At 35.4% G+C, this 22921-nt stretch carries 19 protein-coding genes and 1 tRNA gene; 12 read left to right on the plus strand and 8 right to left on the minus strand.

The features are described 5' to 3' along the window. Positions 1–21: 21 nt before the first annotated feature. Entirely contained in the window at positions 22–213 is a 192-nt protein-coding gene (locus QSV08_RS19140) for a hypothetical protein (protein ID WP_073240491.1), read from the minus strand. 144 nt (positions 214–357) lie between these two features. After that, the gene (locus QSV08_RS19145; RefSeq protein ID WP_324025298.1) at positions 358–1218 is read right to left on the minus strand and encodes a sigma-70 family RNA polymerase sigma factor; all 861 of its coding nucleotides are present in this window, start codon (positions 1216–1218) and stop codon (positions 358–360) included. A gap of 369 nt (positions 1219–1587) precedes the next feature. Between QSV08_RS19145 and QSV08_RS19150 the strand changes: the two genes are divergently transcribed. The 6 genes from QSV08_RS19150 (at position 1588) to QSV08_RS19175 (ending at position 9755) form a co-directional block, all read left to right on the plus strand. After that, on the plus strand, positions 1588–3240 hold the full coding sequence (locus QSV08_RS19150; RefSeq protein WP_324025299.1) for a sensor histidine kinase: 1653 nt from the start codon (positions 1588–1590) through the stop codon (positions 3238–3240). A 199-nt stretch (positions 3241–3439) separates the two neighbouring features. Next, complete coding sequence (locus QSV08_RS19155) at positions 3440–5236, plus strand: alpha-amylase family glycosyl hydrolase (RefSeq protein ID WP_324025300.1); 1797 nt, start codon at positions 3440–3442, stop codon at positions 5234–5236. 178 nt (positions 5237–5414) lie between these two features. After that, positions 5415–5948 carry a helix-turn-helix domain-containing protein gene (locus tag QSV08_RS19160; protein ID WP_324025301.1) on the plus strand — a complete coding sequence of 178 codons (534 nt, stop codon included), beginning with the start codon at positions 5415–5417 and terminating at the stop codon, positions 5946–5948. Positions 5949–5985: 37 nt separating this feature from the next. After that, the gene (locus QSV08_RS19165) at positions 5986–6426 is read left to right on the plus strand and encodes a response regulator (RefSeq protein WP_324025302.1); all 441 of its coding nucleotides are present in this window, start codon (positions 5986–5988) and stop codon (positions 6424–6426) included. 130 nt (positions 6427–6556) lie between these two features. Continuing rightward, positions 6557–8488, plus strand: a complete 1932-nt coding sequence (locus tag QSV08_RS19170; protein WP_324025303.1) for a sensor histidine kinase — start codon at positions 6557–6559, stop codon at positions 8486–8488. Positions 8489–8759: 271 nt separating this feature from the next. Next, positions 8760–9755 carry a helix-turn-helix transcriptional regulator gene (locus QSV08_RS19175; protein ID WP_324025304.1) on the plus strand — a complete coding sequence of 332 codons (996 nt, stop codon included), beginning with the start codon at positions 8760–8762 and terminating at the stop codon, positions 9753–9755. Between the two features lie 180 nt (positions 9756–9935). Here QSV08_RS19175 and QSV08_RS19180 read toward each other — a convergent pair whose 3' ends face one another. The 4 genes from QSV08_RS19180 to QSV08_RS19195 form a co-directional block, all read right to left on the minus strand. Next, positions 9936–10373, minus strand: a complete 438-nt coding sequence (locus QSV08_RS19180; protein ID WP_324025305.1) for a response regulator — start codon at positions 10371–10373, stop codon at positions 9936–9938. Positions 10374–10581: 208 nt separating this feature from the next. Then, positions 10582–11013: a BLUF domain-containing protein gene (locus tag QSV08_RS19185; RefSeq protein WP_324025306.1), complete on the minus strand. Its 432-nt coding sequence runs from the start codon at positions 11011–11013 to the stop codon at positions 10582–10584. 137 nt (positions 11014–11150) lie between these two features. Further along, positions 11151–11224, minus strand: a tRNA-Arg gene (locus QSV08_RS19190). 104 nt (positions 11225–11328) lie between these two features. Further along, positions 11329–11775: a MarR family winged helix-turn-helix transcriptional regulator gene (locus tag QSV08_RS19195; protein ID WP_324025307.1), complete on the minus strand. Its 447-nt coding sequence runs from the start codon at positions 11773–11775 to the stop codon at positions 11329–11331. A gap of 120 nt (positions 11776–11895) precedes the next feature. On the opposite strand from QSV08_RS19195, the gene QSV08_RS19200 reads away from it, so the two are divergent. The 5 genes from QSV08_RS19200 (at position 11896) to QSV08_RS19220 (ending at position 17860) form a co-directional block, all read left to right on the plus strand. Beyond that, on the plus strand, positions 11896–13002 hold the full coding sequence (locus QSV08_RS19200; RefSeq protein ID WP_324025308.1) for a pyridoxal phosphate-dependent aminotransferase: 1107 nt from the start codon (positions 11896–11898) through the stop codon (positions 13000–13002). Positions 13003–13066: 64 nt separating this feature from the next. Next, positions 13067–14197: a 4-hydroxyphenylpyruvate dioxygenase gene (gene hppD, locus QSV08_RS19205; RefSeq protein WP_324025309.1), complete on the plus strand. Its 1131-nt coding sequence runs from the start codon at positions 13067–13069 to the stop codon at positions 14195–14197. Positions 14198–14523: 326 nt separating this feature from the next. Next, the gene (locus QSV08_RS19210) at positions 14524–15690 is read left to right on the plus strand and encodes a homogentisate 1,2-dioxygenase (protein ID WP_324025310.1); all 1167 of its coding nucleotides are present in this window, start codon (positions 14524–14526) and stop codon (positions 15688–15690) included. A gap of 12 nt (positions 15691–15702) precedes the next feature. After that, entirely contained in the window at positions 15703–16938 is a 1236-nt protein-coding gene (gene fahA, locus QSV08_RS19215; RefSeq protein WP_324025311.1) for a fumarylacetoacetase, read from the plus strand. Positions 16939–16969: 31 nt separating this feature from the next. Beyond that, complete coding sequence (locus tag QSV08_RS19220) at positions 16970–17860, plus strand: flavin reductase family protein (protein WP_324025312.1); 891 nt, start codon at positions 16970–16972, stop codon at positions 17858–17860. 1 nt (position 17861) lies between these two features. Here QSV08_RS19220 and QSV08_RS19225 read toward each other — a convergent pair whose 3' ends face one another. Beyond that, positions 17862–18734 carry a cation diffusion facilitator family transporter gene (locus QSV08_RS19225; RefSeq protein ID WP_324025313.1) on the minus strand — a complete coding sequence of 291 codons (873 nt, stop codon included), beginning with the start codon at positions 18732–18734 and terminating at the stop codon, positions 17862–17864. A 67-nt stretch (positions 18735–18801) separates the two neighbouring features. Continuing rightward, positions 18802–19344 (minus strand): DUF4287 domain-containing protein, encoded by a 543-nt coding sequence (locus QSV08_RS19230; RefSeq protein WP_324025314.1) that lies wholly within the window; start codon positions 19342–19344, stop codon positions 18802–18804. Positions 19345–19595: 251 nt separating this feature from the next. Between QSV08_RS19230 and QSV08_RS19235 the strand changes: the two genes are divergently transcribed. After that, positions 19596–22919: a DUF2126 domain-containing protein gene (locus QSV08_RS19235; protein WP_324025315.1), complete on the plus strand. Its 3324-nt coding sequence runs from the start codon at positions 19596–19598 to the stop codon at positions 22917–22919. Positions 22920–22921 lie beyond the last annotated feature (2 nt).

The raw sequence follows: 22921 nt of genomic DNA on the forward strand, positions 1-22921 counted from the left end.
ATTATTGGATAATATGTATGATTAGATAAATAACATTTTTTCAATGGCGTTGTTTTTACGCCTGTAATAAATTTGCCTGTAAGTGTGCAGGGTTTTTATAGGTATGCCCATAAAGTATTTTGTAATTGAGGTCACCTTTGACTTTTTAAGTCCGTTACGTGTTCTGTATAATTCTTTAGTATTACTTTCTCTTTTTATATAAATAAATTTCATGTAATGGTATTTCAAACAGTAACATAATATATGCATTACCAACTCCTAATTAGAGCTGTTAAGCTTATGTTATACTATCGCAAAGTGGTTAAAATGAATGATGGAAAAGGTTTTTCCTAGTGATGATAAATGATGATTTAATAATTATAGATAAGCGCGTAATAATTCGGTATTTGAAGTACGTCTAAGAGATTTAATACCTTTGTCTTTTATTTGTCGTACCCGTTCTCTGGTAACATCAAATACTTCACCTATTTCAATAAGACTCATTGCGGGCTGATTACCTAAGCCAAAGAAAAGACGTAAAACATCACCTTGTCTTTCCGGAATTTTTCTCAACACTTGATTGATGTCCGTTTCTAATGATTCTACCATCATGTTTTTATCAGGACTATTTAGTTTTGTAGACTCCAACACATTATATAATGAAGAAGATTCCCCTTCTTTAAAAGGAGCATCCAAAGAAATAGACTTGCCCGAATTCTTAATAGAGGTTTTTACTTTCGAAACGCTTATATCTAATTCTGATGCGATTTCGTCGGCACTCGGTGGTCTTTCGTTTGCTTGTTCTAAAGATGAATATACCTGATAGATTTTGCTGTTTACCGCGATTTTGTTCTGCGGTATCCGGATCATACGCGAAGTATTAGAAAGTGCCTGTAGAATGGATTGGCGGATCCACCAAACGGCATACGAGATAAATTTAAAACCTCTAGTTTCATCAAAACGTTTTGCTGCTTTTACTAATCCTAAATTACCTTCGTTGATGAGGTCGGTCAAGCGTAGTCCTCTATTTTGATATTGCTTAGCGGCAGATACTACGAACCTTAAATTGGCACTCACCAATTTGTCTAGCGCTTTCTGATCACCTTTACGAATTTTTCTTGCCAATTCTACTTCCTCGTCTGCAGTGATCAAATCTATTTTACTGATTTCTTGGAAATATTTTTCTAATGAAATGGAATCTCTGTTCGTAATTTGTTTGGTGATCTTTAGTTGTCGCATAGATTATTTTTAAGTTCTAATATAACATACTATAATTTCGTTAAAATGCAAGAAAATAAGACGTTTTATGATAAGTTTGACTAATTTAAAGGGTTTTTTGCTTTTTTTTGAGCGAAAAGGAGTCTTTTTTGAAAATATTTATTTTGATGATGTTGTTTAAAAAACACGATGATGGGTGTTTAAATTCTCCACGCAATTAATAAGAATGCAATTCTTTTTTTTTGAGTTAAAAATCCCCCTTTTAAATTGTTTAATTTGTAGACGTTAGTTTATAAATGTAATTCAGATTTGAGTTAAACTGATATTGCATTTTAGAAACGCGTATTCAATGTTTTAATCCTTAATTTAGAGACTTCAATTTGCATTCTTATGAAAAAAGAATTTCATTTTCTTGATGATGGTGGCGAGATGGGGAAGCTAATGCGCGAAAAAGATTGGTCATTGACTCCGCTTGGTGCGCCAGAAGGCTGGCCGCAGAGTTTGCGAACCACAGTTAATATTATTTTGAATTCTCCTTTTCCGATGTTTTTATTTTGGGGAGATACCTTAAAGGGTTTTTATAATGATGCCTACAGACCAATTTTAGGTGTAGACGGTAAGCATCCAAAAATTTTAGGTTTAAACGGAGCTGAAGCCTGGGCAGAAATATGGAAAGATATTTACCCTATGCTTAGTGTAGTTACTAAAAAAGGAGAATCTATTTGGAGAGAAAATTTAATGATTCCTATTTATAGGAACGGTAGAATAGAAGATGTTTATTGGACCTTTAGTTATAGTCCCGTTAAAGATGAAAAGGGCAACGTATCTGGAGTATTAGTGATTGTAACAGATACTACCGAAGCCGTAATGGCAGAAAGAAGATTGAGAGAAAGTGAGCGCCGTTTTCGCGATATTGCAAATCTATCACCAATGTGGATATGGATTACAGATGCTGACATCAATGTAGAATATGCCAACAAAGAACTTCTAAATTTTATAGGTCTATCTCATTATTCTGAATTTGAAGGACAGGTATGGAAAAACGTTGTACACCCAGATGATATTGATGTTGTTTTTGAAGGGTTCGCTAGAGCTGTAGAAACACAAGAAAGACTTTCGTTAGAGTATCGTGTTAAAAACGCAGAAAACAATAATTATGAATGGTTTAAAATAGTTGCGGTACCTAAATTTGAAGATGGAGTTTTAAAAGGTTTTCTGGGTACAGCTATGAATATTGAGCAGCAGAAATCGTACGAAGAGAATTTAAAAAACGAAGTGAATCACCGTACAAAAGAACTGGCTTCTAGTAATTTAAAGCTAGAAAAAATGAATAAAGAGTTGCAATCTTTTGCATATATCTCTAGTCACGATTTACAAGAACCGTTACGTAAAATACAAATGTTCGCCGAAGTGTTGATGGATAATGAGTACGATCAATTATCTACTTCTGGTAAAGTTAAGTTCGAAAAAATACAATCTGCAGCCAATAGAATGCAGTCGCTTATCAACGATTTACTATCATATTCTCGCACAGATACAGAGCAAAGGGTTTTTGAAACAATAGATTTAAAAGACCTAGTAGAAGATATTAAAAATGATTTAGGAGAAGAGTTAAGTAAAAAAGAAGGTACCATTACCTTAAAAAACTCTTGTCAATTAGAAGTAGTTCATTTTCAATTCCGCCAATTAATATATAACCTGTTATCGAACTCTATAAAATATTCGAAGGCAGATGTACCACCTGTAATTACTATAGAAACCGAGGTAATTAAAAAAGCGAAATCTATTGATTCAAGTCTGTCGAATACTAAAGAATACGTTCAAATAACCATTACCGATAATGGTATTGGGTTCGAAGACCAATTTTCTGAGAAAATATTTGAGGTTTTTCAGCGATTACATTCTAAGCAAGAATACGTAGGTACAGGTATAGGTTTGGCTATTGTAAAGAAAATTGTACAAAATCACGCTGGGGTCATTAGTGCTGCAGGTGAGTTAAATAAAGGATCGGTTTTTACAATTGTGCTTCCTAAAAAGCAGTAAATACAACCCATCTTTTTATCCGAAGTTCTAGAAATCTATTCAACTATAATGATTAGGTTAAATTGTTATGTCATTGCAATTCATATAAATAGATGACTTAAATCGATTTTATTGATTTTATTTAAAAGAAAACTTTATTGAGTTAAAGCATATTCTTTTAAGGATATTATATGGGCGAATTCGATTCTACTTTTGACTCATGAATACTACAATAACAAAATCGGCAGGTATGGGTGCTGTCATAAATGATAGTGCTGTAACCTTTAGAATATGGGCTCCGAATGCAGAGAAAGTCTTCGTTGGCGGTAGCTTTAATAATTGGTCTGAAAATGAGATTGTTCTCGAAGCAGAGAATAATGGGTATTGGTCTGTAAGTACGGAGCGAGCATCAGAAGGTGATGAATATAAATTCTTTATAGCATATAACGGTAAGCTTTTATCGAGAAATGATCCGTATGCCTATGAGGTGACAAATAGCAACGGTAATTCTATAATAAGAACATTAGATTTCAACTGGGAGGATGAAGATTTTAAAATGCCAAGCTGGAACGAGCTTGTAATTTATGAACTTCACGTAGGTACTTTTAATCGTTCTTCGCCAGATGCTGTTGGTACTTTCGAAGATGTAATTGCCAAACTTGATTATCTTAAGAACTTAGGCATAAACTGTATAGAATTATTACCTGTGGCTGAGTTTGCAGGTGGAATATCTTGGGGTTACAATCCTGCTCACCCGTTTGCAATAGAACAAGATTATGGTGGTCCAGATGCTTTCGCAAAGCTGGTCAATGAAGCACATAAAAAGGGAATCGCGGTAATAATGGATGTTGTTTATAATCATTTCGGTCCGTCAGATGTAGATTTATGGCAGTTCGATGGCTGGAGCGAAAATGATAAAGGCGGAATTTATTTCTACAATGATCATAGAAGCGAAACCCCATGGGGCGATACCAGACCAGATTATGGTAGAGAAGAAGTACGTCAATACTTGCGTGACAATGCGATGATGTGGATCGAAAAGTATCATTGTGACGGTTTACGAATGGATGCTACTTCATACATACGTTACGAAGGTGGTGGTTTGGGTTATGACACCGAAATTGAAGAAGGCAATGTTTTAATAAGGGATATCAATTCAGAAATTAGAGAGAAATATCCTCATGTATTAACCATTGCAGAAGATTTAAAAGGTGATAGTAGCGTTACCGATCCTGTTGATCATAACGGATTGGCATACGGTTCTCAATGGGATATGAATTTTGTACACCCAGTAAGAGAGGTCATTGAAGACACCCACGACGATAGCAGAGATTTACAGAAAATTATAGATGCACTTGAGTTTAAGTATAGTAATGATGCATTTTGTCGTATAGTGTATACCGAATCTCATGATGAGGTTGCCAATGGTAAAGCGAGGGTGCCAGAAGAAATTCAACCCGGAGATGCAGAAAGTGATTTTGCCAAGAAAAGAGCCATTTTGGGTATGGTATTGACATTAACATCGCCAGGTATACCAATGCTTTTTCAAGGGCAAGAGTTTATTGAAGACGAGTATTTTCAAGATACTGAAGGCTTAGATTGGGAAAAAGAAGAAAAGCACAAGGGTATAGAAAACTTAATCAGCGATATTATTAAGTTGAGAACAGGAGAAACTGAAGGCGGTAAAGGGTTAAGAAGTCAGCATATAGAAATCTTACATAGCAACCACGAAACGAAAATATTAGCTTACACACGGTTTGATGGTAATGATCCCACAGAACCAGTACTTGTAGTTTTGAATTTTAGTAATCAAGAGTATGAAGACTATGGTATAGGTCTAAACGAAAACGAGCCTTTTGAGTTAAGAATAAATGCAGGTAGTAAAATCTACGATAAAGATTTCTCAGAATTACCAGTAGATAGTGTTGAAGTAGTTGAAGAAAGCACAGACGCTAAAAACTGGACGGGTAAAATAAATATTCCGGCTTATGGAGCACTGATTTTTACAAAAGCCTAAGAATTTACCTGTAATTCATTGTAGAAAACTAATTATTTGTAATCTAAAACCTACAATTAAAATGTTTTTTAAGCTGAGCTTCAAAAGTGGTAATATTTTATTGTATTTTGTTATAGAATGTTTTTCTAAAATAATAATTTTACAAACTTTTATGCAGAGAATTAATTGTGTTTATTAAATGGAATATAGTTTCATATATAGCCCTGAAAAAATGGTTAATGAAGTATTTCGAAAAACAATGATCGCTGCTGAGGTTGATTTTGAAATGTTGCAAGACGGTACCATCAAGTTACCTAAAGATTTAAGTGATGAAAAGCTTAAATTTATTTCAATGGAGCTTGAGGGTTTTGGTATAAAGATTCAAACAAAAGAGAATCGAGATATCGTTGAAGAGATTAAGATTTATATAAAGAAAATGGTTTATGAGGGCGATATAAGAAATGTAAAAATTTCAGAATTACTTTCTAAACAATTGGGTTTTAGTTATCCATATCTTTCAAATCTATTTTCTAGTAAAACGTTTACCTCGATAGAGAATTTTTATATATTAGTGCGCATTGAAAAAGTGAAGGATTTAGTGTTGTTAGAGAATACAAGTTTAGGCGAGATTGCTCATGACTTAAATTTTAGCAGTGTTCCTCATTTGTCGAATCAGTTTAAAAAGGTTACCGGGTTAACAATAACCCAATATATAAAGTTTAGAAAAAAGTAAGAAGAACGGTTCTTCTTTCAATACATGTAAAGTGAAAATGGATAAATTAAGAATACTACTCGTTGACGATGACGAAGACGACAGACAATTTTTTGCCGATGCATTGGAGGGAATCGAATTGAACACCGATTTACATCAATTAGAGAATGGAAAAAGCTGTATGGAATATTTACTGACCGATACATATAATACTCCTGATTTGGTGTTTCTAGATTTGAATATGCCTATTATGAATGGGTTTGAATGTTTAGAAGCAATTAGACGTACGCCACATTTAAAAGATTTATTAGTAGCTATTTATTCTACCTCTTCTGCTGAAAGAGATATAGAAGAAACTTTTGAAAAAGGGGCGAATATCTATATTAAAAAACCTTCTAGTTTCAATGAGCTTAAAAAATCACTAAAACAAGTGGTTAAAATGAACTGGGCTTATCATTTAAATGATTTCAAGAAAGAGAATTTTTTATTGAAAATATAAGTTTTCAAATAAAGTTATAGTGCAAAAGTTGTTTCATTCGGAACAACTTTTTTTGTTTTAGCGCCAAGCAAGTCGCATAATTATCGGTTAATTCGCAGTACCTTAACTAAGGTTTGAAAAGTGATATAGTATGAAGAATAATTTAGCAGATGATATTTTTAGAACAATGGTCGATAATGCCGACACTGCTGTATTATACACTGAGCCTTCTGTACCTAATTCTTTAAATGCAAAAGAATATCATGTTAAGTATGCCAACCAAAAAGCTCAAAGTTTCTTTTTTATCTCATCTGAGAGTAATGAAAATCAATCTTTAGAAGAGATTGTAAAATATGATGAACTGCTTATTCTGGCTAATAAGGTTCTGGAAACAAATGAAAATGAGAATTTTAATATCATAGTCAAAGAATCAGATAATATACTTAATTATCATGTTAGAATTAGATCTTTTAACAAAGGTCTTTTATTTGCCTTATCATTAATTAAGCCCAAGTATATCACAGATAAAGAATCTAAGTATCCTTTAGTTAGTCTTGAGTCAAGAAAGAGAGAACTTGAAATTTCTAATCTTTTTGGTATACGAGTTCTAGATAGTAACGACAGTATTATTTGTTATTTAAAACCCATATTCAACAAGAAAGGTGATGTTGAAGACTTTCGTATCGATTATATAAATAATCGAATGGGTGAGATTGCTAATGACGATTCAGCATTTATAGAGGGTCAGACCATACTTGAATATTATCCGAAGAACTCAGAGAACGGAGTTTTAGAAATTCTAGCAGATAGTTATACAACGGGGGAAAATAAAGAATATACTAAAGAATTCATATTTGACAAAGAATCAGTTTGGTTGACCACTAGGGCAGTAAAAATGAACGATGGTCTAATATTGTTCTCTAAAGATGTAACGCAAGAGAAGTCATATGAGGCGCAATTATTTATACAGAACAGGTTGCTTTCAGAAGCAGAGCATGTTGCCAATATTGGTAGTTTCCGATGGAATTTAGCTAAAGAGCAAATAAAATACTCAGACAATGTTTATCGGTTGTTTGGTTATGATCCTAATGAGTTTGATGATAAGTATGACCGCTTACTTACATTTTTGCATCCTAATGATTTTGAGAAAGTGAAATCTAGTTTTAAAGTAGCTAGAAAAAATAAATCTAAAATTGACTTAGTTTTTCGTGTGTATACAAAGTCGAAGGAGTTAAGGTATATGAACACCATAGGTGAATGTTACCAGAAAGAAGGTAACTGGTATATGGTAGGTGTTATTAGAGACGTTACAAAGCAAATAGAGGCAGAGTCGGTACTACAGCTTAAGAATACAGAATTAAAAAGAACGAACGCCGATTTAGAAGCCTTTAACCGAGTAGCCAGTCACGATTTGCAAGAACCCCTTCGTAAAATTCAAATGTTCGTTAGTCGATTAGATGAAGAAGAAGAGGGTCGGTTAAGTAATCGGTCACAAGGCTACTTATCTAAAATCAAGTACTCTTCAGATAGAATGCGTAACCTTATTAACAATCTACTGTCTTATTCTAAAATAGATGAGGTGGGCGAGCAACCAAGGCGTGTAGATCTTAATGATGTTTTAAATAATGTTTTAGAAGATTTAGGGGAACGTATAAATGATTTAGATGCCAAGGTAGCGTCTGTAAGTTTACCGGTGGTAAATGGTATTCAATTTCAGTTAGAACAATTATTTGCCAACCTTATAGGTAATTCACTTAAATATGTAAAAGAAGAGGTGCGACCAGATATTAAAATTATAGGTAATATCGTTAGTGGAGATAAAAGTTCGGTAGAAAGCTTATTGCCAAACATTAATTATGTGAAGCTACAATTTATTGACAATGGCATAGGATTCGAGAAAAAGTATCAAGAGAAAATTTTTGAGATATTTCAACGTCTTCATGGCAAAACAGAATTTTCAGGTACTGGGTTAGGCTTATCTATCTGTAAAAAAATTGTTCAATCGCATAATGGCACCATCACGGCAAAAGGTGAATTGGACAAAGGCGCTGAGTTCACCGTTTATCTTCCTACCTTGTTATAGTTGGTTTTATCGCCATAAAATACACCCTTCTTAAAATTGTGTAACAGCTTCTAAAAATGATGTAACAGATTTACGTTGCATCGGCTGCATCTTTGTATCAACAAGAAATGTAAGCCTTTATGAATAATCTTCAATATGCTAGAGTAGGTAACGTAAGACGAAAAGATTCTTATGACCAGACTTTAAATGTTCAAAGTGGTACTCCTAGTTTTTCCGAAAACTTTCAAGCACAAGAGGCTTCATTAAATAATAACCATCTAAATAATAATTCATGCAAATAGTTCATAATCAGTTAAGTCATTTTAATAATGTTTTAGGAGGAAGTATCTCTAGTTTTCAAGGCGATCGTATTCTTCAATATGATAACGATAAAGGTAGCGGTAGAATACAGACTGTTTCCTTAGGATCCGGAATCTCTTACACAGAATATGATTTGGATTTGAACGATGATTTCAATTTCGATTTAAAGTTGGATGAGAATCGTAGTTTGTACTTCATTTATTGCTTAGAAGGTAGCTTTAGATTTTCAAAAGGTAAAGAGTCGAGTAAAGTTGAAGCTTTACAAACAGTAGTAATTGGTGGTTCTAATGAGAATATTAATATTAAACTAAGAGAGGCAACAAAGTCTAACTTGTCTATTATTAAAGTTACACAAGATGGTGAGTCATTAAGTAAGAATGTTAACAACAATGAATTATACGAGCAATTGTTTGCTTCATTCTTAAATGAAGATGGTAGCGCTCATATTGGTACTTTCAACCTCAAAATAAAAGAACAACTATTACAGATTAGATCAATTACCCAAGTAGGTTTGGTAAGAAAACTGCTTATTGAGGGTATTGTAAACTTTACGTTGGCATTAGAGATTTTACACTGTAAACAAGATATTGAGAATAGCGGTCAAGTTTCGACTATGCTAACAAAGAAAGAGCTTTTAAGAATTGAAGAAGCAGTAAATGCTATCAAGAGAAAACCAGAGTTTCCTTACACTGTAACCGATTTAAGTAAAGAATACGGTCTTTCACCAACAAAATTACAAGAAGGCTTTAAGGTGATGGAAGGTACTACGGTAACGAATTTCATTAGAAATGAGCGATTGATATTAGCTGAAGAATTAATACAGACATCTGATATGAATATTTCAGAGATAGTTTATTCTATAGGGTTTACAAGTAGAAGTTACTTTTCTAAAATCTTTAGAAATAAATTTAAATGTACACCAAAAGCATACCTAATGAATATTAGAAACGTGTCGATTTCAGCATAGAAAAACATATATGAAAAAGATAAGGCCGGCTCAATTGAGCTGGCTTTTTTTGTTTATAATTTTAAGGTAGAACTGTTTTAAAGATTGAAAAGAAGGTAAACAAGAAAATACCGTTAACTAAAAGCTAGGTAGCTTAGAAGATTTAAAATAATAGTATTGAGTGTATCTTAAAAAGTTATTTTAAATGGAAATGACGAATTCTTTCTCATTTCTTTCAGCATCATTTACATAGCGTAAACATTTGTGTAAAAGTGTTTTTAGCTGGTTGTAAGAAGAAGGTTTTTGTAAATACAAAGAAGCGCCCATTTCATCTAAACGGGTAATCTCTTTAGGGTGATAAGATGTTGAGTAGATAATTACAGGAATATCTGTATATTTCTCAAGATCACGAATATCTGCAAGACACTCAAATCCGTCCATCATTGGCATTTTCAAATCTAAAAATATAACATCTGGTTTTTCAGCGGTATTTGATAGCAAACTAGCCATCAGATCTACGCCATTATTAAATTCAGAAATTTTAGTTTGTATCGGTATCTCTCTTAATGCATCAGAAAAGAATGTTCTGTCATCACTATCATCGTCAGCTAGGAAGACATTTAGTAAATTTTTGCTCATGGCAATTAATAATTTAAAACGCTAAAAAATGTTTGTTCTTAAAGACTTCAATTAAAAATTTCAATCAAAATCCAACAGCAAGGTAAAACTTAAGAAGTCTATTCTCTAATGCGATTCGTTTAAAAAATAGCTCAATACCTAAAATATAACGCTGGCATATGAGCACATATTACTATTTTGAGTCAAAATGTACAAGAAGTTTCACCGGTTATATTGGCGGTTCTGAAACCATGGTTTTAATCTTCTTCCAAAAGTGCTTTGAAGTGACATTTGTAGGTTCAATAAGATCAGCCATTAGAATCAAGTTTCTCTTGAATTGCTCATACTCATATCTATTAGTATTATTCTCATCGATGGGGTAGTAAGCCATTCCCCAATTGGGGAATGTTCTCTTGCTTATTTCATCATCAGAAAAAAGGGTAACATTCTTATGGCGAGGATCCATTTTAATCTTTTTGTAAAGCGCCTCTATTTTCTTTTTGTTTCCCTCCAATAATTGAACAAAGCCGCCTTGATAATAGATTAGGCAACCTGTGATATCTTGACGTTGATTGTTTTCACGTGCTTTTTCAAGTAATTCTTCCATTTCTGCGCCCTTAATCTTATTGGTAGCAACAGATTCATAAGTCAATGTATACATCTAAAATGAAATTGGTCTTAATGGGCAAAAATAATAAAAATGTCAAAACAAATACTCTAATTGCGTTTAGTAGTATGATTTGGTGCGAAGTAGCAATCTTTTTAAAAACAAAAAAGCCCCTAAAAGGGGCTTTTGAGTGATCGCAGGAGGATTCGAACCTCCGACCGTCTGCTTAGAAGGCAGATGCTCTATCCAGCTGAGCTATGCGACCGACACCATTTTTTCAAATGTGGGTGCAAACTTAGTGATTTTTATAGACTGGTAAAACCAAAATCAACAAAATTTTAATTATTTCTTTTATCTGCCAATTTACGGCTATGAACGACCTTCATATTGATCAAAATTTTCCCACAGTTGATCAAGAACTTTGTAGAATATTTCAAACTCTTCTTCAGTGATACCCAGTGTACTAACTTTTCTTAAATCTTTAATAAACGGCATAACCTGTTTTGTAAGTGCAGATCCTTCATCTGTTATTACAAGCTTGTATCTTTTTTGATCATCTCTAAATCGAGACTTTCTTAAGAAGCCTTTTTTGCATAATCCGCTAATAACTCGAGAAGTTGTAGCTCTATTCCTAAAATTAGATTTGGCAATATCAGCTTGAGAAGCATCTTTACCTTCTAGTTGTACACGTTGTAAAATCACCCATTGCTCAATGGTCAAATCAATATTGTTCTCTGCAAAAACCTGTAGAAAGGTACTCTGTACTTTTTTTAATGTGCGATCAATATATACGCCGAAGCCTTCCGTCCTGTCCATAATCCAAATGTTATTCCTCCAAAAGTAATAGAGTTTATCGTTAATATTGTTGTTAGTGCAACAATAATTAAAAAAAAGTGTATATTTACTTCGGATAAATTGGTCAAAAGAAGAAGAAATATGCAACTAGGTTTCAAGAAATATATATTAGAAGATAGTACCTATAAAGGTGGTGGCAAGAAAATTGTTATGCCCGATGGTGTTACGGTACACAAGCTTTCATCTAATGAGAATCCGCTAGGGTATTCCCCAAAAGTGAAAGAAGCATTAGCAAAAACACTAGACGATTTAAGTTTTTATCCAGATAATACAGACATCAGATTGCGAGAAGCATTGGTAAAGGATTTTGACGGAGTGTTGACTGCAGATAACTTCATTACGGCAAATAGTGGATCTGAAATTATTGATATGATTTCGAAGGCATTTTTGAACGAAAACGATGAGGTAATTGTGAGTCAGCCATGTTTTCTTCCATATACAGCATTTACCCGTTGGATGGGAGCAAAGGCTATCAATGTACCCATGACCGAGAATTATGATTATAATTTAGAAGGTATTCTAGCCGCAATCACAGATAGAACGAAGTTGGTATTTCTAGCATCGCCTAATAATCCGTCAGGAAATTATATTCCTATGGCAGAGTTGCGAAGCTTTATAGAGAAATTACCTGAGCATGTTGTTCTGGTATTAGATGAGGTATACAGACATTTTGCAGAAGCAGAAGATTACACATCAGGTTTGCCGTTTGTGATAGAAGGTAAAAATGTAATTGCCATAAATAGTTTTTCAAAAACGTATGGTTTAGCTGGTTTACGCGTAGGGTATTGCTATGCTCCGTTAGAAATCAGTAATTACATGCGTAGAATTTGTAAGCCTTTTTTACTGTCTTCTTTAGCTTTAGAAGGTGCTATTGCAGCATTAGAAGATGTAGATTTTGTAAACAAAACGGTAGCATTGGTGAAAGAAGAAAGAAGGTTTATTTTGAACGGACTTGATGCTTTGCAGATAAAATACTGGCCTGCACAGGGTAATTTTGTACTAATAGATCCGCCAATCAATGATATGGAATTCACTTCGTTTTTAGAACAACGTGGTATTATGGTACGCCCGGTCGGCAATTTTGGAGCACCAGGGAAAGTAAGAATTTCATTTGGCGTAAGAGAGGCGAACAAAGCACTTTTAGCAGCTTTAGAAGTACTTATGAAAACCCAAACAACAACAGCATAAAAATTTTTAACATATATGTTGCATTAGCAACAATAAACGAAATAAAAATATAAAACTCAACAATATGTCAACAGCAACAAAAGCAGAAAATAAACACAAAGAGGCACAAGATTTTATGCCTATTAACGGTACAGATTATTTAGAGCTGTACGTAAGTAATTCTAAACAAGCAGCACATTATTACAAAACTGCATTTGGCTTTAAATCTTTAGCCTATAAAGGTTTAGAGACTGGTAGTAGAGAATATGAGTCTTATGTATTAGAGCAAGATAAGATAAGATTGGTTTTGACTTCACCATTAAGAAGTGGTACTGATGTAGGTAGACATATTGATAAGCATGGTGACGGCGTAAAAGTTACTGCTCTTTGGGTAGATGATGCTACTTATGCGTATAATGAAGCGATGAAAAGAGGTGCCAAAAGTTATATGGAACCTAAAACTGAAAAAGATGACGATGGTAAGGTGGTTACTTCTGGTATCTATTCTTATGGTGAGGTAGTTCATGTTTTTGTAGAACGTAAAGACTACAACGGTACATTTTTACCAGGCTACCAAAAATGGGAATGTGATTACCAGCCAACAGCTACAGGTTTAAAATTTGTTGATCATATGGTAGGTAATGTACATGAAGGTCAAATGAACTATTGGGTAGATTTCTATGCTAATGTTATGGGCTTCAAGCAAATTATGTCTTTCGATGATAAAGATATCTCTACAGATTTTACGGCATTAATGAGTAAGGTAATGAGTAATGGTAACGGTCGTATTAAGTTCCCGATTAACGAACCGGCACCAGGTATGAAAAAATCTCAAGTAGATGAGTATTTGGAGTTCTACGAAGGTGAAGGTGTTCAGCATATTGCCGTTGCAACAGATGATATTGTAAAAACAGTAACCGATTTAAAGAATAGAGGTGTTGAGTTTTTGACAATACCAACTACCTATTATGATGTATTGACCGAAAGAGTTGGTGAAATTGATGAAGATATCGAATCGCTAAGAAAACTAGGTATTTTAGTTGATCGTGATGATGAAGGGTATTTGTTACAGATTTTTACGAAGACGGTACAAGCAAGACCAACAATGTTCTTTGAAATTATTCAACGTAAAGGAGCAACTTCATTCGGAAAAGGAAATTTCAAAGCTTTATTTGAAGCTATTGAGCGTGAGCAAGAATTAAGAGGAACTTTATAGGTTCAACAAATTTCTTGAGAATCTTAAAATAGATTATTTTTAAAGGAAGTATTCATAAATACCTCGAGGCTAGTTATCGAGGTATTTATTACTGAACTCATCTTGACTTTTTGTTTGGAACCGAGAATTATGGCTTTTGTGCCGTAATGAAGTCATTTTTTATTTACATAGCCATAGCTACGGAACTTAAAATTGACAAAATTAGGGTGCAAAATGTATAATTCGTAGGTAAAAGAAAAAGTCAAGATGAGTTCACTAAGTATTTTTAATATTTCGAGGCAAATCTCAAAGTATGTAATCTCAATCATCAACTAAAACGAACTCATATGCCTATATATCATAAACAAGGAGCGGTGCCACCTAAAAGGCACACGCAGTTTAGAAAACCAAATGGTGAATTATATTCTGAGCAATTGTTCGGTACTATAGGGTTTGACGGTATGTCCTCTTTATTATATCACCACAATAGACCAACAATGGTTAAGGAGATATTGAAGAGTACCGATGTTTCTCCGAAAATTGCTTTAGAGAAAAATATACGATCGTTGAAGTTGGTCAGTTTTAATGCTCCGGCAAAAGATGATTTTTTAGAAGCTAGAGAGCCACTTTTGGTGAATAGCGATATTATTATCGGTGTAGCAGCACCACGAAAATCGTTACGAGAATATTTTTATAAGAATACCGATGCCGATGAAATGTTGTTCATTCATAAAGGGACAGGTATTTTGAGAACCATTTTCGGACAGATCCCGTTTGAGTATGGCGATTATTTAATAATTCCTAGAGGAACGATTTATCAGATAGATTTTGATACTGAAGACAATCGCATTTTGTACGCAGAATCATTTTCTCCTATTTACACTCCAAAGAGATATCGCAATTGGTTCGGACAGTTATTAGAGCATTCTCCGTTTTGTGAGCGCGATTATAAATTGCCACAGAATTTAGAAACCTTTACCGATACCGATACCGATGAGCACTTGATAAAAGTGAAGAAGCAAGGGGTCATGCATGAAATGGTCTACATTGGGCATCCTTTTGATGTTGTAGGTTGGGATGGTTATAATTTCCCTTACGGATTCTCAATTCACAATTTTGAACCTATCACAGGTAGAGTTCATCAACCGCCACCAGTACACCAAACATTTGAGACGAATGCTTTTGTAATTTGCTCTTTTGTGCCGAGGTTGTACGATTATCATCCACTGTCTATACCAGCACCATACAATCACTCTAACATAGATTCTGATGAAATGCTGTATTATGTTGACGGAGATTTTATGAGCAGAAACGGAGTGCAGCCAGGTAACATATCTCTGCATCCCGCAGGAATACCTCATGGTCCACACCCAGGGGCAGCAGAACGCAGCATAGGTCAAAAAGGTTCAGAAGAACTAGCGGTTATGATAGATACGTTCAAGCCATTAATGGTTACTGAGAATGCCTTAAAATTAGACGACGGAGATTATTATAAATCGTGGTTGGATAAATAAACAAATACACACTTGACAACACTAAATACATGGGCTTCAGTACCCGAAAATTCAGATTTTTCTATCTATAATCTCCCTTTCGGAATCTTCGCTGTAAACGGTGAAGCTCCAAAAGCAGGTATTGCTATTGGTGAGCAGATAGTTGATTTGGCAGCAGTATCAGAATTAGGTTTATTAGAGGTCAGCGCTTCTTATTTTCGACAGAAAACCTTAAATGAGTTCATCGCATTAGGAAAGAAAATCACAAATAAGGTCCGTTTAGATATTCAGAGTTTATTGATTTCTGAGAATTCTCCGCTGAAAAATCATTCAGAAGTTTTTTTATCGCAGCTAGATGCCAAAATGCATTTGCCTGTTCATGTAGGTGATTATACAGATTTCTATTCAAGTATAGAACACGCTACTAATGTGGGTAAAATGTTCCGTGATCCAGAGAATGCGCTGTTGCCAAATTGGAAACATATTCCAGTAGGGTATCATGGTCGTGCTTCGTCGATAGTCGTGAGTGGTACAAATATTCACAGACCAATGGGTCAAGTGAAAACCAATGACATGAAAGTTCCGGTTTTTAAAGCCTCAGGAAATCTAGATTTTGAATTGGAAATGGGCTTTGTAGTTGGTAAAAGTACCGAATTGGGCGAACGCGTTTCTACAAAAAATGCCGCTGAACATATTTTCGGATTAGTGCTATTCAATGACTGGTCTGCCAGAGATATTCAGAAGTGGGAATACGTGCCTTTAGGTCCGTTTTTAGGAAAAAGCTTTGCATCATCTATGTCACCGTGGATTGTTACGTTAGAAGCCTTAGAACCATTCAAAGTTCAAGGTCCGGAGCAAACACCAGAAGTCCTTTCGTATTTAGCGTACGAAGGAGAAAAGAATTATGACATACAGTTAGAGGTCGGCATGTCTTCGTCAACTTCAGAAGAAACCACTATTAGCAAATCTAATTTCAAATTCATGTATTGGAATATGATGCAGCAGTTGGCGCATCATACGGTAAACGGCTGTAATTTGAATGTTGGGGATGTTATGGCGTCTGGAACGATATCAGGCAAAGATGAAAGTTCGTACGGCTCATTGTTAGAAATCTCGTGGGGCGGTAAAAAACCATTCGAATTAAAAGACGGAAGCGAACGTACTTTTATAGAAGATAATGATACAGTAACTATGCGAGGGTTCGCAGAAAAAGAAGGTAAAAGAGTAGGGTTCGGTGAAGTAACCGGAACCATTTTACCAAGTAAATAAAACAACACAATTCACATTAGAAGTTTATAGCATGTCAAATAACGAAGAAATTAATTCTATAGATCCAAACAGTATTTCTCAACAAGAATTACATGGGTATTTATTATCTGCCGTAGCACCAAGACCTATATGTTTTGCCAGTACGATTGATAAAGATGGTAATGTTAATTTGAGTCCGTTTAGCTATTTTAATCTATTCAGTGTAAATCCGCCAATGATGATATTTTCACCTTCTAGAAGAGGTCGAGATAATACCACGAAGCATACGTTAGAGAATGTATTGGAGGTAAAAGAAACGGTTATCAATATTGTGAATTATGACATGGTAGAGCAAATGTCATTGTCAAGCACCGAATATGGTGATGGAGTAAATGAATTTGTAAAAGCAGGTTTCACACAAGTAGCAAGTGATAAAGTGAAACCGCCAAGAGTAGGCGAGGCACCTGTAGCATTTGAGTGTGTGGTAGATCAAGTAATCGCATTGGGTGACGGACCAGGAGCTGGTAATTTGGTGCTAGCTAAAGTCGTTCAGATTCATGTAAAAAAAGCCTTTTTAGATGCCGAGGGAAAATTAGATACTCCCAAATTAGATTTAGTAGCACGTATGGGAGGAAATTGGTATTGCAGAGCCAGTGGCGATGCTCTATTCGAAATCCCTAAGCCAATACGTACCCAAGGTATAGGCGTAGATATGCTACCTGAAGCTGTGCAGAATAGTGCGGTATTGACAGGTAATAATTTAGGCAGATTAGGGAACTTAGAAGAATTGCCAACGAAAGAAGCAATCGCTAAAATAACAGAACACCCTGAGGTGAAATCTATTTTAAATGGAGCTGAAGATGTTTCAGAAATACACAAATTAGCGCAACAGTGGTTAGCAGAGGGTAAAAATGAAGATGCTTTAGCGTTGTTGCATCTATAGGTTAAAGATTATCGGGTTCAATATGAATTAAAACATGCTCTAAATTAGGGATATTTTCGTGTAGGTAGTCTTTTAAGAGATGTGCTATGTCATGCCCTTCGGTAACAGAAATATCACCATTTACCATGGCATGTAAGTCTACATGAAACTTCATTCCCGCTTTACGAATAAAACATTTTTCGGTACCAGTAATGCCCGGTACTTCTAATGATTTAATACGTATGTCTTCCAAGAGGTCGTCATAACGTTGCTCGTCCATTATTTCTCCTAAAGCAGGTCTTAGAATTAAGTAACTGTTATAAAGAATAAAGCCCGATGCCATAAGGGCAGCCCAATCATCAGCCGTTTCATAACCTTTGCCAAGTACTACGGCAATAGAAATACCAATAAATGCCATTATCGAGGTAATAGCATCACTTCTATGGTGCCAAGCATCTGCTTTTAAAGAGGTGCTTTGTGTCTCTTCACTTTTTTTGATAACAACGCGGTACGATATTTCTTTCCATACAATTATTAATCCCAGAACAATCAATGTCCATGCTTTCGGAACCTTATGCGGAGTCTGTATGTTCTCAATACTTTCATAAGCGATAACGGTAGCAGAAACGACTAAAAAGGCAACGACAAGAAAAGTGATGATAGGTTCTATTTTTCCGTGTCCGTATGGGTGGTTTTCATCTGCGGGTCTTTCGGCATATTTAAAACCTAAAAGAACCAGGATAGAAGAAAAAATATCTGTGGTAGATTCAATAGCATCGGCGATAAGGGCATAAGAATTGCCAAAAAAACCGGCAATACCTTTAATCAAAGCGAGGCATATGTTCCCTATAATGCTGAAATACGTGGTCTTAATTGCCGTCTGTTCGATACTCATAATGCAAAGGTAAAACACTCAAATTATCAAGTGCGCTTTTTGAAATCAAATTTAAGATTAGAAACTATTATTCCGCCTTTTCATATGCTTCCTTCATCCAAGTAATTAATTCATCATCCACCTGATTAGCTTCAGTAAGTTGAACTCGGTGTGTACACATACTACCAAATGGTCCTGAAGATTCTAGACGGTCAGTGGTAGGCTTGTCTTTTATTTTGAGTCCGAGGTCAATTCTTGTTTTGGTTGCAGGTTTTATTAGTGCAAATTGCTTTTTTCGAATAATACTTACGGTAGTTTTTTTAGGGGTAATAGTAATATCGTTACCAAATGTTTTTACCACTTTTAAAAGAGCTTCGTAAATAGGGGTTAAGCTTTCTTTTCCCTTATACTGTTGCAAAACCAAATCGGTTGGGGAGTTGTTTTCTTCTTTAGATAAAGTGACAATGGTATTCGCAAAACCGTGGGTAACTCCGTATTCTTTTTTTAGAAAATTGACACCTTCAGAATGTTTGGCAAACGATTTAGACTTTAAGACAGATTTCCATTCGCTTAGAGATTTGCCAGTTTTCTCGGGCATATTATCAATCATGGTTTGTAGTGCCTTGTCCATTTTTTTTGAGTTTGGTTGAGAATATTAATGTACAAAATTTTAAAGGTTTCTTAGGCGCCTATCTTAAATCATCGGTCTTACTCAATTATCCCATCCAAAGAAAAAACAACAATTCTATCATCACATTAAGAATCTATCAATAAAAATCGCTGCAACTCTAATATGTATAAAAATTTGGCGATTAAGGCATTGTGTTCGATAATTGCTGATATTAGTGCTTATATTAGGTAGTACTGAAATCCCACCACATTATGGCATTAAAAGTTGCAATTAAACACAAGACGAAATATATCTACGATAGAAGTATAAATCTATCTCCACACATATTTAGATTACGACCTGCCCCACACAGTAGAACACCTATAGAGGCGTATTCAATAAAAATAAAACCAGAGAACCATTTTTTCAATTGGCAGCAAGATCCATTTGGTAATTATATGGCGAGAATTGTTTTCCCAGATAAGACCACAGAGCTTTCTGTTGATGTAGAAATCATAGCAGATTTAAAGACCATTAATCCGTTCGATTTTTTCGTAGAAGAAGCGAGTGAAGAATTTCCTTTCAAGTATTCTGAAGAAGCTAAAAAGGAGCTTTTGCCTTATTTAGAAAAAGTGGAAAGTGGTCCATTTTTAAAGGAATACCTCTCTAAAATAGATTTAACGCCGGTACGAAGTATCGATTTCTTAATTAACCTTAATAGCAACTTGTATAATTACCTGAACTATACCTTGCGTATGGAGCCTGGTGTGCAAACATGCGAAGAAACGCTAGAAGCTAAATTAGGTTCTTGTAGAGATTTTGCGTGGTTATTGGTGCAGATACTTCGCCATTTAGGTCTGGCTGCACGTTTTGTATCTGGGTATTTAGTACAATTAAAATCAGATGAAAAATCATTGGATGGTCCGTCAGGTCCTGAAGAAGATTTTACAGATTTACATGCATGGGCAGAAGTATATTTACCAGGCGCCGGGTGGGTCGGTTTAGATGCCACATCTGGACTCTTTACCGGTGAAGGTCATATACCTTTGGCTTGTACACCATCTTATGAGAGTGCAGCTCCCGTAAGCGGATTTAGCGATTTTGCAGAAACAACGTTCGAATTTGAAAATTCGGTTACTAGAATATTCGAATCTCCGAGGGTTACAAAACCATATACCGATGAGCAATGGAATGCTATATACAATCTTGGTTTTAAGGTAGAAGAAGAATTACAGGCAAATGATGTTCGTTTGACCATGGGTGGTGAACCTACGTTCGTTTCTATAGATGATATGGAATCTGAAGAGTGGAATACTGCTGCAGATGGTGAACACAAAAGAGAACTGGCAAGTAAATTGTCTATTCGATTATTAGAGGTTTTTGGTAAAGGTGGGTTGTTGCATCATGCGCAAGGTAAGTGGTACCCGGGTGAAGCGCTACCTCGTTGGTTAATTGGTATACATTGGAGAAAAGATGGAAAACCAATTTGGAAAGATCCGAGTTTGTTGGCATCATTTTCTGAGGAATATAAAATGCCCAGGAATATTACCAAGCGATTTTTAAAGACTTTGGGCGGCTATTTAGGTTGTAAAACCAATAGTATAATGCCTGCCTATGAAGATGCTTTTTACTTTTTATGGGAAGAGGGAAAATTACCTGTAGATGTAAACCCGAAAAAATATAATAAAGACGATACCCACTTACGTAGAAAGCTTGGCGAGATTTTAGAACAAGGTTTAGGCAAAACGGTAGGTCATGTATATCCGTTAATTAAAAAAGAGGATAAATGGATTACCAATAAATGGGAATTCAGAAATAAGAATTTACTGCTTACTCCCGGTAATTCGGCAATTGGCTTGCGTTTACCTTTAGCGGCATTACCAAAGGATCCACCAATTCCGTCAGAACCAACGGCAGAGGTAGAGCTGTTTGAAAATACACCAGATTTACCAACGACTTGCGATGCTTTACAAAAGCGAATGAAGTTAAAATCTACTTCGCATCCACGAAAGCACCCCTATGTACGCACGGCTATTTGCGCCGAGGTTCGTGAGAAAAAGTTATTTCTATACCTGCCGCCATTAGACAGTGCAGAAGACTTTTTAGATTTGGTAGCATGTATAGAAGCTACGACAAAAGAATTGAAAGTACCTGTCATTTTAGAAGGTTACGAACCGCCAAGAGATAATAGGTTAGAGGTGTTGAAGGTGACCCCAGATCCTGGGGTAATCGAAGTAAATGTACATCCGGCGAAAAACTGGCAAGAATTAACCGATAATACGCTAACACTATATGCCGAAGCAAAACAAGCTCGTTTAGGCACAGAAAAATTTATGTTAGATGGCAAGCACACTGGTACAGGTGGTGGTAACCATGTAACCTTGGGCGGAGTAACGCCGGCTGATAGTCCGCTATTACGTAATCCTCAATTATTACGAAGCTTATTGACCTTTTGGCAACATCACCCAGGCTTATCTTACCTGTTTTCAGGAGCGTTTATTGGTCCTACGAGTCAGGCACCACGTGTAGATGAGGCTAGGTTAGAGAATTTATATGAACTTGAAATTGCTTTTTCTCAAATTCCTGATGATAAGGAAGTCCCTTTTTGGATTACCGACCGATTATTCCGTCACCTTTTAACAGATATTACGGGGAATACCCACAGGGCAGAATTCTGTATCGATAAATTATACTCGCCAGATTCTTCTTCTGGTCGCTTAGGTATATTAGAGCTACGTGCTTTTGATATGCCGCCACATGCACAAATGAGTTTAATGCAAATGTTACTGGTGCGTACATTAGTGTCTTGGTTTTGGAAAAAGCCGTACAAGCACGATTTGGTACGTTGGGGTACAGAGTTGCATGACAAGTTTTTACTAGAGCATTATGTAAAAGAAGATATAAAAGATATTGTGGAGCAATTGAACGATGCGGGCTATCCGTTTAAGTTAGATTGGTTCGATCCATTTTTTGAATTCCGTTTTCCGCTATACGGCATGGTAGAAATAAATTCGATTCAAATGGAATTGCGAATGGCTATAGAACCATGGAATGTTCTTGGTGAAGAAATGACCGGTGGTGGCACATCGCGTTATGTAGATTCGTCACTAGAGCGTGTACAGGTAAAAGTGAATAATTTTAATAGCAAACGATATATATTAACCTGTAATGGGGTGAAAATAGAACTCAGCTCGACGGGCACAAAAGGAGAATATGTTGCGGGAGTTCGTTTTAAAGCTTGGGAACCATGGTCGGCATTACACCCGACTATCGGTGTAGATACTCCGCTAGTATTTGATATCGTTGATGATTGGAACCAAAAGTCAATTGGTGGTTGTACCTATTTTGTAGCACACCCAGGTGGGCGTTCTTATGATACATACCCTGTAAATAGTTTAGAGGCAGAATCGCGCAGAATCAATAGATTTTGGGATATTGGGGTAACACAAGATGAGGTAACACCTACAGAATTGGTCGCTTCAACAAATTTTACGGGTAGAATGGTAGAACCTAAGGCAGGTTCAAATACATTTGTATACAAAGAGATGCCGATTAACCCCGAGTATCCGCATGTAACAGATTTACGTAAGAAGTAATT

It is taken from the genome of Maribacter sp. BPC-D8, assembly GCF_035207705.1.
Classification (GTDB): Bacteria; Bacteroidota; Bacteroidia; order Flavobacteriales; family Flavobacteriaceae; genus Maribacter.